The following is a 14,595-nucleotide window of genomic DNA, read 5'->3' as shown; positions in this document are numbered from 1 at the left end:
CGGCGGCGTCGCGCGGGCGTCGGCGCCGGAGGTCTCAGCCGGGCGGGCGGGTGCCGATCTGCAGCAGCAGGTCCCGGGTGGGCTCCGCGGCGACGTCGGAGATCGTCACCGGGTCGAGCGCGGCGAAGAACGCCTCGCGGGCGCGGGCGAGCGCGCCGCGCAGGCGACACCCGCCCCGCAGCGGGCACGGGTTCGCGCCCTCGCACTCGACGACCTCCCCGTCGCCCTCTAGCGAGCGGGCGACGAACCCGACGGACACCGCCCGGGCGCCGTCGGCCAGCCTCAGGCCGCCCGCGCGGCCCCGGCGCGCGTCGACGACGCCGAGCCGGCCGAGCCGCGTGACGACCTTGGCCGCGTGCGCCGCGGGCACGTTCAGCTCCGCGGCGAGGGCGCGGGTGGTCGCGGACTCCTCGGCGTCGAGCACGGCCAGGCGCATGACGATGCGCAGGCCGAGGTCGGTGAACGCGGTGAGCTGCACACCCGCAGGCTAGCCAAATCGGAATCTCAGATGCGTCTTTTCGCGGTGTGGGAAGTTCCACACTCGGCCGGTGACTCGGCAGGCGACTCGGCCGACGACTCAGCCGGCACGCGCGGACGACGTCGCCGCGACCGTGAACCCTCCCCCGACGGCGTCGGTGAACCAGCGCAGCAGCGGCGGGTGGGACGTCGCCGTGAGCCCCACCTGCGCCGTCCGGCCGTCCGGGGCCGACGCCTCCACGACCCGCAGCCCGTCCAGCCCCGCCGCCTGGTCGGGGTGCGCGGCGAGGTAGGCGCGCGCGGACGCCTCGACGTCCGCCGCGGTGAGCCGGAGCACCGCCTCCCCCTCGGGAGCCGGCGCCCCGCCGGCGAGGAGCCGCTCGCGCGGCACCGCGTCCGCGGCGTCGGCGGCGACCGCGTCCGCGAGGTCGAACAGGTGCTTGCGGTCCAGGTGCACAGCCGTCGCCGAGGCCACCATGCCGACGATCATCAACGCCAGGGCCACTATCCCCGCCGTGAGCAGCATGATGCGGCCGTCCTCGTCCGAGCCCCGGGCCGCACGGTCCCGCGCGGTCACGGGCGCGCCTGCCCGTACTCGTCGACCGTCGCGACGTGCGTCGACGTGACGGGGATCTCGAGCGGCACCCAGCCGCGCAACGCCTCGGGCACGAACGGCAGCGGGACCTCGAGCCGGGTGCGCACGCCGACGGTCGCGCCCGGCGTCAGGCACGGGTCCGCCGAGCACTCGAGCGACACCGCGCCGTCGCCGACGTCGAAGCCCTGGTCCGTGAGAGCGATGCCCGCGGCGGCCTGCGCCCGCTCGGCGCCCGCGGCCGACGAGTCGGCCGTGACCATGGCGCGGCCCGCCTCCCGGGCCGCGCCCTCCACCGCGAACGCGCCCGCCTGCACCTGCGCGACCGTGAGCACCAGGTACACCAGCGGCACCAGCAGCAGCACCGCCGTGCCCAGGAACTCGACCAGCGCAGCCCCGGACTCGGGGTCGACCTCGCGGCCGGACGCCGCGGCGGCGCCGAGCTCGTCCGCGTTGGTGGCGTGCAGGTCGGTGCCGCGACCTCCCGGGGCGCGGGCGCTCACGCCTCCTCCAGGGCGTGGCCGCGCAGGGTGAGGACGCCCGACGGGCCGAGCAGCCCGACGACGGGCAGCGGCACCTGCACGGTGACCTCCACGACGTCGAGCCCGTCCTGCACCGTGCTGCGCACCGACACGTCGTCGGCGTACCGGCTGCCGAGCGCCGCGGTGAGGAGGTCGCGAGTCCGGGTGGCGCCGCTCGCGAGGTCCCGGTCCGCGCGCGCCGCCACGCGCGCGCCCTCCGCCGCCGCGTCGATCGACAGGGCCCGCACGTGCATCGCCAGCGCCACCTGCACGACGCCGAGGAACAGCGCGAGCACCAGGGCCGAGACCATGACGAACTCGGCCACGGCCGAGCCCGCCTCGCCGTCCGTCACCTCCGCCCGCGGCTCCCGGCGCCTGTCCCGGTCGCGGGTCACGAGCGCTCGTCGGCGACCGGCGGCGCCCACCCGGGGCGCGGGACCAGGCAGAACGGATGACCGGCCGGGTCGGCGTACACGTCACCCTCGCCCGCGCCCGGCGCGGCGCCCGTGAGGCGGCGCGCCCCGAGGGCGAGGACCCGCTCGTGGGCCTCGGCCACGTCGTCGACCATGACGTCGAGGTGCATCTGCTGCGGGCGGTCCGGGTCGCCCCAGTCCGGCGGCCGGTGGTCGGGCGCGCGCTGGAACGCCAGGCCGGAGTGCCGGTCGTTGCGCGCGACCACGACGAAGTCGTCGTCCGCGTACGTGACGTCCTGGCCCAGCACCGCCGACCAGAACTCCGCGAGCGCCCTCGGGTCGGGGCAGTCGACGACCAGGTGGTGCAGCCGGCCGATCGCCACGTCAGCGACCCGTGACGCTCGAGATCGCCTGGGTGAACGCGCCCTCCAGCAGCGGCCCGGCGATCGCCCAGAGCGCGACGACCAAGCCCGCCGTCATGAGGGTGACGAGCACCCACCCCGGCACGTCGCCCCGCTCCGGGTCGTCCGCGGCCGGGCGGTCGTGGGGCCGGTTCTCGGTCTCGTGCTGCTGCATGGTCGGTCCTTTCGGTGGCACCGCGCGGCGGCGGTTGGGTCGGTGGTCGGCGAGCACGGTCACAGGCCGATCCGGAGGGTGGCGAGGGAGGGGAACACGGCGAAGACGACGGTGATGGGCAGGATGAGGAAGACGACCGGGACGAGCATCGCGACCTCCTTCTTGCCCCCTGCCTCCATGAGGGCGCGCCTGCCGGACTCCCGCACGTCCTGGGCCTGCGCGCGGAGCACGTCCGCGAGCGGGGTGCCGCGCTCCAGGGCGACGGCGACACCCTCGGCGAACCGGGTGAGCGAGGGCAGGCCCGTCCGGTCGGCCATGGTGGTGAGCGCTCCCGCGATCGGCGCGCCGGCCCGGACGTCCGCGAGCATGGCGGAGATCTCGCCCGACAGCTCGCCGCGTGCCGTGGACGCGACCCGCTCCAGGGCGGGCACGGGGCCTTCGCCGGCGGTGACGGCCAGGGCGAGCAGCTCGGCGATCGTGGGGAACTCGGCCAGCATCCGCTCCTCGCGGCGGCGCACGGCACGGCTGAGCCACTGGTCGCACAGGACGAAGCCGACCGCCCCGCACAGCAGGACGAGGGCCGAGAGCGGCACCACGGAGGACCCCCGCACCGCGGCGAGCAGCAGCGCCAGCACGAGCCCGGCCGCCAGGCCGAGCGCGACCGAGACGACCTGCCGGGCGCGGAACGCCTCGACCGTCTCCGCCCGACCGGCACGGTCGAGGCGGCGGCGCACGTCCGCCCGCGTGGACCCGAGCTTGTCGAACCAGTGCGCGGCGTCCGCGACCCAGGGTGCCAGCAGCCGCTCGAGGGCCGGGAACGGCGTGTGCACCGGCTGCTCGCGCAGCAGGCCGGACGTGGCGTCGCGCGGGCGCAGGGCCGGGGCGAGGCGCTGGTCGAGCGTCACGCGGCGGGCGCGCAGCCGCGCGACCACGAGGAGGACGCCGAGCCCGCCGAGCAGGCCCACGAGCGCGCCCGTGAGGGAGAACCACCGGTCGATCACCGCAGCACCCGCCCCTCCTCGGGCAGCCGCCCGATGCGGCGCATCAGCCAGTACGCGACGGCGGAGGTGGCGGCGCCCGCGGCCAGCACCGCCACGCCGGCCGCCGAGTTGTACGCCTGCGCCGTCTCCGGCCGTGACGCGAGGAACGCCAGCACGACCCACGGCCCCGCGGCGGCGAGGCGCGCGCCGTTGACGGTCCACGACTGCCGCGCCTCGAGCTCGCCGCGGGTGCGGGCGTCCTCGCGCAGGAACGACGACAGCGTCCGCAGCAGGCGGCCGAGGTCCGTGCCACCGACCTCGCGCGTCAGCCGCAGCGCCTCGATGATGCGGTCGGCGACCGGGTCGGCGAGGCGCGCCTTGAGCAGGTCCAGGCACTCACCGAAGCGACCCGTGGCGCGGTAGTCTGCCGCGAACCGGGCGAACGCCTCGCGCAGCTCGGCCGGGCCGCGCTCCCCGAGCTGCGCCACGGCCTCGGGCAGGGACAGGCCGGCTCGCACGCCGGACGCGAGGTGGTCGACCACCTCGGGCCAGACCTCGCGCAGGTCCCGACGGCGCCGGCGGGCGCGCACCCGAACGAGCGCCTCGGGCGCGACGACGGCCATCAGCGCGAAGCAGGCCGAGATCGCCGGCGACCGGGTGAGCGCCAGCCCCGCGAGCAGGACGACGACGCCGGCCATACCGCTGAGCCACCACAGGGCCGCCGGGGTCACCGACGGCGCCCCCGCCTGCACCAGCAGGTCCTGCACGACGGCGCCCCGGCCGCCGCGGCGCCGCGACTTCTCGGCCGGCTCCCACCACGACAGCCACACGCACACCAGGCCCGCGCCGAGCAGCAGCCCGACGACGACCCCCATCAGCGGCCTCCCGCGAGCATCGACCGCACGTCCACGCCGACGCGCGCGAACCGCTCCTCGCCGGGCGGGAAGCCGTCGCCGCGCACGAGGTCGCCGCCCAGGTCCGCGGGTCGCCGGTGGAAGATCCCGGCGGTCTCGACGCGGTCGCCCTCGACCCGGCCCGTCACGGCCACCACCTCCCGCACCTGCCGCGACCCGTCGGCGGCGACGTCGAGGTGCACCACGAGGTCGATCGCCGACGCCACGGTCGGCACCACGAAGCGGTCCGAGACGTTCTCCCCCGCCAGCAGCGGCAGCGTGCACATCTTCGTGACCGCCCCACGGGCCGAGTTGGCGTGCACGGTGCACATGCCGGGGATCCCGGCGTTGAGCGCGACGAGCAGGTCGAAGCTCTCCGCCTCGCGCACCTCGCCGATGACGATACGGTCCGGCCGCATCCGCAGCGCCTCCTTCACGAGGCGTCGCAGCGGGATCTCGCCGGTGCCCTCGAGGCTCGGCTGGCGGCACTGCATCGCGACGTGGTCGCGCGCGGCGAACCGCACCTCGAAGACCTCCTCGCAGGAGATCACCCGCTGACCGGTCGGGATCGAGCCCGCGAGCGCGTTGAGCATCGTGGTCTTGCCCGCCTGCGTCGCGCCGGAGACCAGGACGTTCAGCCCGGCCCGCACGGCCGCATCGAGGAATGCCGCCGCGTGCGGCGTGAGCGAGCCCAGGCGCACCAGGTGGTCGAGGTGGTCAGCGCGCACCAGGTGCTTGCGGATGTTCACGGCCATGTGGCTGCGGGTGACGTCGGGGATCACGACATGAAGTCGCTCGCCGCCCGGCAGCGACGCGTCGACGAACGGGCTGCTGAGGTCGAGGCGGCGGCCGGACGCCTTGAGCATCCGCTCCACCAGGTCGCGCACCTGTACGGCGGTGAGGATCGTGGTGGTCAGCTCCGGCACGCCGCGCCGCGCGACGAACACCTTGGCCGGCTCATTGATCCAGATCTCCTCGACCTCGGGGTCGTCGAGGTAGCGCTGCAGCGGCCCGAGGCCGCCGAGGGCGTCGACGACGGCCCGCGTCGCGCCCTGCGGGTCGGCGAGGGCGGGCACGAGCCCGCGGGCGGCACGGTCCGAGTAGTCGGCGGCGGCCTCCGCGGCCAGTCGCTCGAGGCCCGCGCGGTCGCGGACGGGGTCGAGCGCCCGACGTCGGACGAGCTCGCGGACCTCGTGCTCGAGGATCGCTGCGGCGCCGGTCGGCGCAAGCGTGTCGATCGACACTGATCGGTGACCTCTCGTCGAGTCCGGCGGTGCGCCGGGCGGCAAGGAGGGACCAGGATAGGGGTCTCGGGCAACTGCCTGAGGACGCCCTGTGGAGAACCTCGCCCGCGGCGGGCCCCCGCCGGTCCGTCGATCCCCGTGACCAGGCGCGACGCCCCGTCCGACGCCCGTCGGAACCCCGCCCCGGCCGTCTCAGATGCTGGGCCCCGCGGTGGCGGGGACCCGTCGCCGCGGGGCTAGGGTCGGCCCATGCCGACCTCTCCTCCGACCGGCCGCTGGACCGACGTCGCGCGCGCGACGGGGCTGCTCGGCGCCGACGGCGCCGTGGCCCAGACGATCTTCGCGGAGATGACGGCGCTCGCCGCCCGCGCGGGCGCGATCAACCTGGGCCAGGGGTTCCCCGACGTCGACGGCCCGGAGTTCGTCCGCCAGGCCGCCAAGGACGCGATCGACGCCGGCCGCAACCAGTACTCCCCCGGCGACGGTGTGCCCGAGCTGCGGCGCGCGATCGCCGACCACCAGCACCGCCACTACGGTCTCGACGTCGACCCGGACACGCAGGTGCTGGTCACGACCGGCGCGACCGAGGCGCTGGCCGCGTCGATCCTCGCGCTCGCCGGCCCGGGCGACGAGGTCATCACGCTCGAGCCGTTCTACGACTCGCACGCGGCGGGCATCGCGCTGGCCGGTGCGACGCACGTGCCCGTGCCGCTCACCGCCGACGGGTTCCGGCTCGACGCCGCCGCCCTGCGCGCGGCGGCCGGCCCGCGCACGCGCCTCATCGTGCTCAACACGCCGCACAACCCCACGGGCACCGTCCTCACGCGCGCCGAGCTGGAGCAGGTCGCGGCCGTCGCGCGCGACGTCGACGCCCTCGTGCTCACGGACGAGGTGTACGAGCGCCTCACCTTCGACGACGCCGTGCACGTCCCGATCGCCACGCTGCCCGGCATGGCGGGCCGCACCCTCACCGTCTCCTCCAGCGGCAAGACGTTCAGCCTCACCGGCTGGAAGGTCGGCTGGGTGCACGGGCCGGCGGAGCTCGTCACCGCCGTGCGCACGGTGAAGCAGTTCCTCACCTACACCTCGGGTGCGCCGTTCCAGCCCGCCATCGCCCGCGCCCTGGCAGACGACGAGGCGCCGCGGGCGCTCGCGGCGTCGCTCGCCTCCCGCCGCGACCTGCTGTGCGAGGGGCTGACCGCCGCCGGGTTCGACGTCGTCGTGCCGCAGGGCACCTACTTCGTCGTGGCGGACGGCGCACCTCTGGGGCAGCCGGACGGCCACGAGCTGTGCCGCCGCCTGCCGGACCTCGCGGGCGTGGTCGGCGTGCCGGTGTCGGCGTTCTGCCTCCCGGGCTCAACGACGGCGGCGGCGCTCGCGTCACGCGTGCGGTTCACGTTCGTCAAGCGCGAGGACGTGCTGCGCGACGCCACCCGCCGCCTGCACCGCCTCGCGTCGTAGGGCTACGCCGCGAGCGCGGGCAGCACCAGGCTCACGGCGACGACCAGCATGATCGCGGCGACGACGCCGTCGACGACCCGCCATGCCCCCGGCCGGGCGAGCACCGGGGCGAGCAGCCGCGCGCCGTACCCGAGGCCGGCGAACCACAGCACGCTCGCGACGACGGCCCCGGCGGTGAAGAGCCAGCGCGCGTCGCCGTACGACGCGGCGAGCGACCCCTGCAGGACCACGGTGTCCAGGTACACGTGCGGGTTGAGCCAGGTGAGCGCGAGCGCCGTGAGCAGCACCGGGCGCGCGCGGCGCCCCGCGTCCGGGACGGCGCCGTCCGACGCGGCGGCCAGTCCCGCCTCGTCGCCCCGCCAGGCCCGCCGCGCGGCGAGCGCCCCGTACCCGAGGACGACGACGGCGCCCGCCCAGCGTGCGACCTCCACCACGACGGGGTGACTCACGACCAGCGCGCCCAGCCCGGCGGTCCCCGCGGCGTAGAGCACGACGTCCGAGGCGGCGCAGACGGCGACGACGAGGCCGACGTGCTCGCGGCGCACGCCCTGACGCAGCACGAACGCGTTCTGGGCGCCGATGGCGACGATGAGGGACAGGCCGAAGCCGAGGCCGGCGAGGACGGTGAGCACGGCACGACGCTAGGCAGGTCGGACGATGAAGTCCATCTACGGTTCCTTCATCTGATCAAGCGTTGCTTCATCTACGGTAGGGGCCATGCGTTGGGACTCCCGCCAGCTCGAGGCACTGGCCGCCGTCGTCACGGAGGGCTCGTTCGAGGGCGCCGCCCGCGCGCTGCACGTGACGCCGTCGGCGGTGAGCCAGCGCGTGCGCGCACTGGAGAACGCCGCGGGGTCGGTGCTGGTGCGCCGCAGCCGGCCGGTCACGCCGACCGCGACGGGCGGCACGCTGCTGCGCCTGGCGCGGCAGGTGGAGCTGCTCGGCGCGGAGGCGAGCCACGCCCTCGGACCGGGTGCGGCCGGCACCGACGAGGCCGACGCGTCCCGACCTGTCACCGTGCCGCTGGCCGTGAACGCGGACTCGCTGGCCACGTGGGTGCTGCCCGCCCTCGCCGGGGTGGAGGGGGTCTGCTTCGACCTCCACCGCGAGGACCAGGACCGCACCGTGGACCTGCTGCCCGCGGGCGTGGTCATGGCCGCCGTCACGTCCCAGCGGGAGCCGGTGCAGGGCTGCAGCTCCGCCCTGCTCGGGATCACGCGCTACCGGCCGGCGGCGACGCCCGCCGTCATCGAGCGGTGGTTCCCCGACGGCGCCACGCCCGAGGCCCTCGACCGCGCCCCGATGGTCGTCTTCGACCGCGCCGACGACCTGCAGGACGCCTGGCTGCGCGAGGTCGCCGCCGCGGCCGGCTCCCCCGTGCCCGACCCGCCGCGCCACCACGTGCCGAGCACGGCGGAGTTCCTCGACGCCGTCCGCCGCGGCCTCGGCTGGGGCATGTGGGGCCCGTTGCCCGGACCGGGCGCCCGGTTCCCCGTGCTCGGCGACGCCCTCGAGCGGGGCGAGGTGCGCGCCCTCGCCGCCGACGCCGTCGTCGAGGTGCCCGTCTACCTGCAGCAGTGGAAGCTGCGCTCCCAGGTGCTCGACCGCGTGACGGACGCCCTGCGCACGGAGGCACGACGGGTCCTCCCCCAGCGCTGACCTCCCAGGGGCGTCAGGCGCAGACGCCGGGCAGCAGCGACGGGCTGGGCGACGGCGTGGACGACGGCCCGGAAGACTCCCCGGAAGAGCTCGACCCGTCGTCGGGCGACAGGACGTCGTCGTCGACGCGGGTGGCGTCGGGCGTCGAGCCGCCGGGCGTCGAACTGCCGGGCGTCGAACTGCCGGGCGTCGACGAGGACGACGCCGGGGAGCCCTTCTTCTTCCCGGCGCCGGGCATGCCGGGCGGGGCCTTGTCGGCGCGGATGCGCGCCCAGATCTCGTCGGCGGCGGAGGTCCACTCCACCCGCCCGGGCTGGCTCACCGAGTCGACGACGGGCACGGACGTGAAGACGATCCGCGCCGGGTCGATGTCGCGGATGCTCCACGCGAGGCCGGCGAGCGCCGTCGGGCTGGCGAGGTCGGGGTCCGTGGAGATGGAGCCGAGGATCTCCCGCACCATGCGGTAGAGCCGGGGCGAGTCGGTGATGACGTTCTGCGACAGGATCTGGCGCATCGTCGCGTCGAAGAACGCCTGCTGCCGCTCGATGCGCTTGAGGTCGCTGCCGATCTCGAGCCCCATGCCCTCGCCCTTGCGGGCGCGCAGGAAGTTGATCGCGGTGGTGCCGTCCAGCGTCTGGCGGCCCGCCTTGAGGTCGAGGTCCACCCGCTTGCCCTTGACCGCCTCGGGCAGGCACATGGTGACGCCGCCGATCGCGTCGACGACCCCGATCACGCCCGTCATCTGCACGACGACGTGGTCCTCGATGCGCACGCCGGTGAGCTTCTCGACGGTGTGGATGGTGCAGGCCGCCGCGCCGGTGACGTCCTTGCCCGGCCCGCCGCCGAGGGCGAACGCGGTGTTGAACATGGCGTTCGTGTGCGGCGCGGTCTGGCCGCCGCCGGGGAGCCTGCACGACGGGATGTCGACAAGCGAGTCGCGCGGGATCGACACGGCCTCGATGCGGCTGCGGTCGCCGGAGATGTGCACGAGCAGCGTGGTGTCGGAGTGGAACTCGTCGCCCGCGCCCGCGATCTTGGCGTTGGCCTCGTCGCGGAAGTCGGTGCCCATCACCAGGATGTTGAGGTCCTTGCCGGCGAACGGGTCGCTCGGGTCCTGCTCGGTGGCGACCGCGGGCGGGCGGTCGTCCTCGGCGAGGAGGCCGTCGACGTCGGACACCCCGATCTGGGAGCGCAGGTCGACGAACGACGCGACCGCCGCCGCCGACCCGAACGCCACCACCGCGGTGACGACGAGGGCGATCGAGCGGACGACCCGGTGCGAGGCGAGGGAGGTCGCGTGCCGCGGCAGTGTCCGCACAGCGCGATCCTAGGGCCTGAGCAGCGCGGACGCGCGAGGGACAGCGGTTTCACCCGGTGTCCCTCGCGCGCCCGCCGGACGGTGGACGGAGCGTCAGCGCCGCGCCGCGACCGCGGCGACGGCGAGCCCGGGCTGGTCGGAGAAGACGCCGTCGAGGCCGGTGCCGAGGAAGGTGTCGAGCTCGGCGGCCAGGTCGCCGTGGGCGGTCGGGTCCGCCGACGAGCGCAGCTCGGCAGGCAGGAACTGGTTCTCGGCGCGGAAGGTCCAGGAGTACGCCTCGAGCCCGGCCCGGTGCGCGTCGCGCACCACGGGGGTGGGCCGCCCGAGCGTGCCGGCCGCGGTGCGCGGCACGACGACGTTCTTCTCCAGGCTCACGATGTCGGCGTACCGGGCGACGCCGCGCAGCCCGGCCGGCGTCACCAGGTCGGCGTACGTGCGCGGGTCGCCGGCGGCGACCAGGTCGTACGGGGCGCCGCTCGCCGAGACGTTGAGGGCGAGCCGCACGTCGGTCCGCCGGTCCAGCTCGCGCAGGTTCCCGGTCTCGAACGACTGCACCACCACCGGCGCGCGGCGCGAGTCGAGCCCGTTCGCGCGCAGCGCGGCCACGAGCGGCGCCTCCAGCGACAGGCCGACGGAGTCGAAGTAGGTCGGGTGCTTCGTCTCGGGGGCCACGCCGACCGGCCGGCCGTCACAGGTCTCGGAGTGCCGCGCGAGGTCGAGCACCTCGTCGAGGGTGGGCACCTGGTACAGCCCGTCGAAGGCCGTGTTCTCCGGCCGCACCTTCGGCAGGCGTTCGACGGCGCGCAGGGTGCGCAGCTCCCCGAGGGTGAAGTCCTCGGTGAACCATCCGGTCACCGTCGAGCCGTCGATGGTCTTCGTGGTGCGTCGGTCGGCGAACTCGGGGTGCTGGGCGACGTCGGTGGTGCCGCCGATCTCGTTCTCGTGCCGGGCGACGAGCACGCCGTCCTTGGTGGCCACGACGTCGGGCTCGATGACGTCCGCGCACTGCAGGATCGCCTGCTCGTAGGAGGCCAGGGTGTGCTCCGGCCGGTCGCCGGACGCGCCGCGGTGCCCGATGACGGTCACGCCGTCGTCCCGGGTGCGCGTCTTCTTCAGGTCGATGACGACCATCTCGGTGTCGTCCGGCGTGCCCGGGTTCCGCGCGGCGTTGCCCGGGTAGTTGTTGTCGTTGGCGAGGAGGATGCGGCCGTCGCGCAGGCGCAGCACCGTCTCGAAGGACTGCACGGGCAGGGCGTACGTCTCGCCGAGGCCGTAGCCCTCCCCCGCGTCGATGCCGCGCGGGTTGTCCACCCGCAGCGCGTCCAGGACGAGCTCCTTGCGGACGTAGCGGCCGCCGTCGCCGTCGGGCTCGGTGCGCGTGAGGTCGATCTCGTAGACGCGCTTGCTCACCGACGCCGGGCCCTCGAAGTCGTCGCGCTCGACCACCCAGAGCCGGTTCCTGCCGACCGTGAACGCGTCGCCGACGACGTTCGCCTCCTGGTCGGCCTGGTAGGCCCAGGTGCGGCCCGTGTACTGCCCGCGGCGCGTGTCGAACTCGTGGATCACGCGGCGGCGCTGGTCGGTGTCCGTGGTCAGCGCGCCCTCGAGCACCGGGTACAGGTAGCGGCCGGAGCGGGCCATCGCCTCGAAGCCACGGCTGGCGCGCACGGTGGGCGTCTCGCCGTCCGCGAGGTAGGGGTTCTGCGGCGACTTGCGACCGCCCGGCAGCGGGAACGGCTTCTCCAGGAGCGTGCCGCCCGAGTCGAAGTGCAGCAGGAAGGGCCCGAACTCGTCGCCCACCCACAGCGTGCCGTCGTCGGCGCGCGCCACGGACTCGATGTCGAGGTCCGCGCCGGTCAGCAGCCGCTCCGGGGTGTCGCCGTTGACGATGTCGAAGTCGAGGAGGCCGTTCGCGTCGTTGTAGGAGAGGTGGTCGAGCACCTCGATCTCGCCCGAACCGCCCTGCGCCCCCTCCCGCCCCGTGTCCCAGTCGGGCTTCACGAGGTAGCTGCGCAGGAGGAAGTCGGCGGAGTTCCCCTTCGCGCCGAAGCCGTTGTCCGGCTGGGCCCAGAACGTGCCGTCCCCGTTGTCGACCATCGCGGAGAAGCCGGGGATCACCTGGCCGTCCCACGGGCCCTGCCGGCCGTTGCCCGGCGACGCCGCGGCGCCCGACGGCGGGCCGTCGGCGAGGTGGTCGGCGGAGAGGGTGGCGCGCCCCTCCAGCGTCGGGACCAGGTGCGTCGTGACCTGGTGCGTCGTGACCTGGTGCGTCGTGACCTGGTGGTTCGTGCCGGGCCGGCCGTGGCCGTCGCCGCCGGCACCGCCGGGATGGGGGCCGGCGGCGGCCGCGGAGCTCGCGGCCGTGAGCGCGACGACGGCGGCGGTCCCCGCGGCGACGGCGCGGAGCGTGCGGGCGTGCCTCAGTGAACGAGTCATGGACCGATGACACCGACGCCCCGCGACGTCACCCCCAACCCCGGATGAACCCTGAAGGTCCGCTGGATGACGATCCCGTGGCCCGGTACCCCTGCCCGCTCACCCCTAGATCTGTTAGGTTACGAATGCCTAGCAGTACTAGACATAGCAGCTCAAGACAATCGCAGCTCAAGACATCGGGAGGCGCCGTGCGCTTCGACAAGGACCTGGTGGCGGCGTCGGCCACCCCGCTCGTGCTCGGCATCCTGGCCGAGGGCGAGTCGTACGGGTACGCCATCCTCAAGCGCGTCACCGAGCTCTCGGGCGGCCGCATGCAATGGACCGACGGGATGCTCTACCCCCTGCTCCACCGCCTCGAGCGGCTGGGGCTCGTCGTCGCCTCCTGGGGCACGTCCGAGGCCGGCCGCCGCCGCAAGCACTACGCGATCACCTCGGCCGGGCGGCAGGCGCTCGCCGAGCGGCAACAGCAGTGGTCCGTCGTCGCCGACGTGCTGCAGCACGTCTGGCACGCCGCGCAGGCGTCCGCCCCGCGTCCCGCGACCGCCGACGGGTGGGCCTGATGGCCGGGCCGCACGAGCGCCTGGAGGCGCAGATCGACCAGTGGCGCTCGTACGTCCAGCGGCGCCGCGCCATCTCCGCCGCCGACGTGGACGAGATGGAGGACCACCTGCGCGGGCGGGTCGCCGACCTCGTCGCCACGGGGCTCGACGACGACGAGGCGTTCCTCGTCGCCGTGCGCCGGATGGGCAACCTGGACGCCGTCTCGCGCGAGTTCGCCCGGGAGCACTCCGAGCGGCTCTGGAAGCAGCTCGTGCTGGTGCCCGAGGCGCCCGAGCACGACGCCGCCGGCCCGACGTGGCGCGAGCTCGCCGTCGTGCTCGCGCTGGCCGTGGGCGCGGGCGTCGCCGCGAAGGTCGGGCTCACCGCGATCCACGAGGACACCGCGCTGCTGCGCAACCTGCCGCTGCTCACGGCGCCGTTCATGGCCGCGTACTTCGCGTGGAAGCGCCGCGTGTCGTGGCGCGTGCTGCTCGCGCTGCTGGTGCCGTACGCCGTCCTGGCCGTGGTGCTCAACGTCTACCCCTACGCCCCGGGCGGCTCCACGGTGCTGCTGGCGGCGATCCACGCCCCGGTGGTGCTGTGGGCGCTCGTGGGCGTCACCTACGTGGGCGGCCGGTGGCGGGCGCAGGAGCCGCGGATGGACTTCGCCCGGTTCACCGGGGAGCTGGTCGTGTACGTGACGCTCCTGGCCATCGGCGGCGGGGTGCTGCTCGGCCTCACCGGCGCCACCCTCAGCCTGGTCGGCGTCGACATCGAGCCCGCGATGGAGGGCTGGATCCTGCCGTTCGCCGTGCCCGGCGCCGTCGTCGTGGCCGCCTGGCTGGTCGAGGCGAAGCAGGACGTGGTGGAGAACATCGCGCCGGTGCTCACGCGCGTCTTCACGCCGCTGACCCTCGTGATGCTGCTGGTGACGCTCGTCGTGCTGCTCACGGCCGGCGACCTCGCGGGCGCGGACCGCGAGCTGCTCATCCTCATGGACGCGATCCTCGTGCTGGTGCTGTGCCTGCTGCTGTACTCGGTGTCGGCGCGCGACTCGCTCGCCCGCGCGGGGTGGTTCGACGCCCTGCAGCTGGCCCTCGTCGTCGCGGCGCTCGCCGTCGACGCCGTCGCGCTCACCGCCATGCTCACCCGCATCGCCGAGTTCGGCGTCAGCCCCAACAAGGCGGCCGCCCTCGGGCTGAACCTGCTGCTGCTGGTGCACCTGGGCCGCTCGGGCTGGCTGCTGCTCGGGTTCGTCCGCGAGCGCGCTCCGTTCGGCGCGCTGACCCGGTGGCAGACGCGCTTCCTGCCCCTCTACGCGGTGTGGGCGGCGCTGGTCGTGGTGGCGTTCGGCCCGCTGTTCGCCTTCGCGTAGCGCCCCCGGCCGGTGACCAAACAAAGATGGGTGGGGGCACAGTACGGCCCCCACAACCACCCTCCCGCCCACGACGAGCGAAACAACGACAAAAATAAAGGCCCAGCCGC

The 14,595-nt window shown here is 75.0% G+C and carries 16 protein-coding genes; 4 read left to right on the top strand and 12 right to left on the bottom strand.

Annotated features, from left to right (window positions below; genetic code table 11):
* Positions 1–34: 34 nt before the first annotated feature.
* The 9 genes from ACWF41_RS12055 to ACWF41_RS12015 all read right to left on the bottom strand — a co-directional run bounded on the left by ACWF41_RS12055 (position 35) and on the right by ACWF41_RS12015 (position 5,696).
* The gene (locus ACWF41_RS12055; RefSeq protein ID WP_380318174.1) at positions 35–478 is read right to left on the bottom strand and encodes an RrF2 family transcriptional regulator; all 444 of its coding nucleotides are present in this window, start codon (positions 476–478) and stop codon (positions 35–37) included.
* 99 nt (positions 479–577) lie between these two features.
* Positions 578–1,054 (bottom strand): hypothetical protein, encoded by a 477-nt coding sequence (locus tag ACWF41_RS12050; protein WP_380318177.1) that lies wholly within the window; start codon positions 1,052–1,054, stop codon positions 578–580.
* Complete coding sequence (locus tag ACWF41_RS12045; RefSeq protein WP_380318180.1) at positions 1,051–1,572, bottom strand: pilus assembly protein; 522 nt, start codon at positions 1,570–1,572, stop codon at positions 1,051–1,053. The genes ACWF41_RS12050 and ACWF41_RS12045 overlap by 4 nt, the downstream gene beginning before the upstream one ends.
* A complete protein-coding gene (locus ACWF41_RS12040; RefSeq protein ID WP_380318183.1) occupies positions 1,569–1,985 on the bottom strand; it encodes a TadE family protein in 417 nt (138 codons plus the stop codon). Before ACWF41_RS12040 ends, ACWF41_RS12045 begins: the two co-directional genes overlap by 4 nt.
* The gene (locus ACWF41_RS12035; RefSeq protein WP_380318185.1) at positions 1,982–2,386 is read right to left on the bottom strand and encodes a VOC family protein; all 405 of its coding nucleotides are present in this window, start codon (positions 2,384–2,386) and stop codon (positions 1,982–1,984) included. Before ACWF41_RS12035 ends, ACWF41_RS12040 begins: the two co-directional genes overlap by 4 nt.
* A gap of 1 nt (position 2,387) precedes the next feature.
* Positions 2,388–2,579: a hypothetical protein gene (locus ACWF41_RS12030; RefSeq protein ID WP_380318188.1), complete on the bottom strand. Its 192-nt coding sequence runs from the start codon at positions 2,577–2,579 to the stop codon at positions 2,388–2,390.
* A gap of 59 nt (positions 2,580–2,638) precedes the next feature.
* Positions 2,639–3,580, bottom strand: coding sequence for a type II secretion system F family protein (locus ACWF41_RS12025; protein ID WP_380318191.1), 942 nt, complete (start codon positions 3,578–3,580; stop codon positions 2,639–2,641).
* A complete protein-coding gene (locus tag ACWF41_RS12020) occupies positions 3,577–4,434 on the bottom strand; it encodes a type II secretion system F family protein (RefSeq protein WP_380318194.1) in 858 nt (285 codons plus the stop codon). The genes ACWF41_RS12025 and ACWF41_RS12020 overlap by 4 nt, the downstream gene beginning before the upstream one ends.
* On the bottom strand, positions 4,434–5,696 hold the full coding sequence (locus tag ACWF41_RS12015; RefSeq protein ID WP_380318197.1) for a CpaF family protein: 1,263 nt from the start codon (positions 5,694–5,696) through the stop codon (positions 4,434–4,436). Before ACWF41_RS12015 ends, ACWF41_RS12020 begins: the two co-directional genes overlap by 1 nt.
* Positions 5,697–5,945: 249 nt before the next feature.
* Here ACWF41_RS12015 and ACWF41_RS12010 point away from each other — a divergent pair, with 249 nt between their 5' ends.
* Entirely contained in the window at positions 5,946–7,157 is a 1,212-nt protein-coding gene (locus tag ACWF41_RS12010; RefSeq protein ID WP_380318200.1) for a pyridoxal phosphate-dependent aminotransferase, read from the top strand.
* 2 nt (positions 7,158–7,159) lie between these two features.
* Here ACWF41_RS12010 and ACWF41_RS12005 read toward each other — a convergent pair whose 3' ends face one another.
* Complete coding sequence (locus ACWF41_RS12005) at positions 7,160–7,789, bottom strand: LysE/ArgO family amino acid transporter (protein WP_380318204.1); 630 nt, start codon at positions 7,787–7,789, stop codon at positions 7,160–7,162.
* 85 nt (positions 7,790–7,874) lie between these two features.
* Here ACWF41_RS12005 and ACWF41_RS12000 point away from each other — a divergent pair, with 85 nt between their 5' ends.
* Positions 7,875–8,816, top strand: coding sequence for a LysR family transcriptional regulator ArgP (locus ACWF41_RS12000; protein WP_380318207.1), 942 nt, complete (start codon positions 7,875–7,877; stop codon positions 8,814–8,816).
* A 13-nt stretch (positions 8,817–8,829) separates the two neighbouring features.
* Here the strand turns inward: ACWF41_RS12000 and ACWF41_RS11995 are convergent, their stop codons facing one another.
* Together ACWF41_RS11995 and ACWF41_RS11990 are read right to left on the bottom strand one after the other, a co-directional pair.
* Positions 8,830–10,134: an LCP family protein gene (locus tag ACWF41_RS11995; protein WP_380318210.1), complete on the bottom strand. Its 1,305-nt coding sequence runs from the start codon at positions 10,132–10,134 to the stop codon at positions 8,830–8,832.
* A 93-nt stretch (positions 10,135–10,227) separates the two neighbouring features.
* Complete coding sequence (locus ACWF41_RS11990; protein WP_380318213.1) at positions 10,228–12,570, bottom strand: esterase-like activity of phytase family protein; 2,343 nt, start codon at positions 12,568–12,570, stop codon at positions 10,228–10,230.
* A 188-nt stretch (positions 12,571–12,758) separates the two neighbouring features.
* Here ACWF41_RS11990 and ACWF41_RS11985 point away from each other — a divergent pair, with 188 nt between their 5' ends.
* Both ACWF41_RS11985 and ACWF41_RS11980 read left to right on the top strand, forming a co-directional pair.
* Positions 12,759–13,130, top strand: coding sequence for a PadR family transcriptional regulator (locus ACWF41_RS11985; protein WP_380318216.1), 372 nt, complete (start codon positions 12,759–12,761; stop codon positions 13,128–13,130).
* Positions 13,130–14,485, top strand: a complete 1,356-nt coding sequence (locus ACWF41_RS11980; RefSeq protein ID WP_380318219.1) for a permease prefix domain 1-containing protein — start codon at positions 13,130–13,132, stop codon at positions 14,483–14,485. The genes ACWF41_RS11985 and ACWF41_RS11980 overlap by 1 nt, the downstream gene beginning before the upstream one ends.
* Positions 14,486–14,595 lie beyond the last annotated feature (110 nt).

This window comes from Isoptericola sp. NPDC055063, assembly GCF_053608125.1.
The sequence above is the reverse complement of the archived record's forward strand: the minus strand, read 5'-3'. Positions and strand labels throughout refer to the sequence as shown.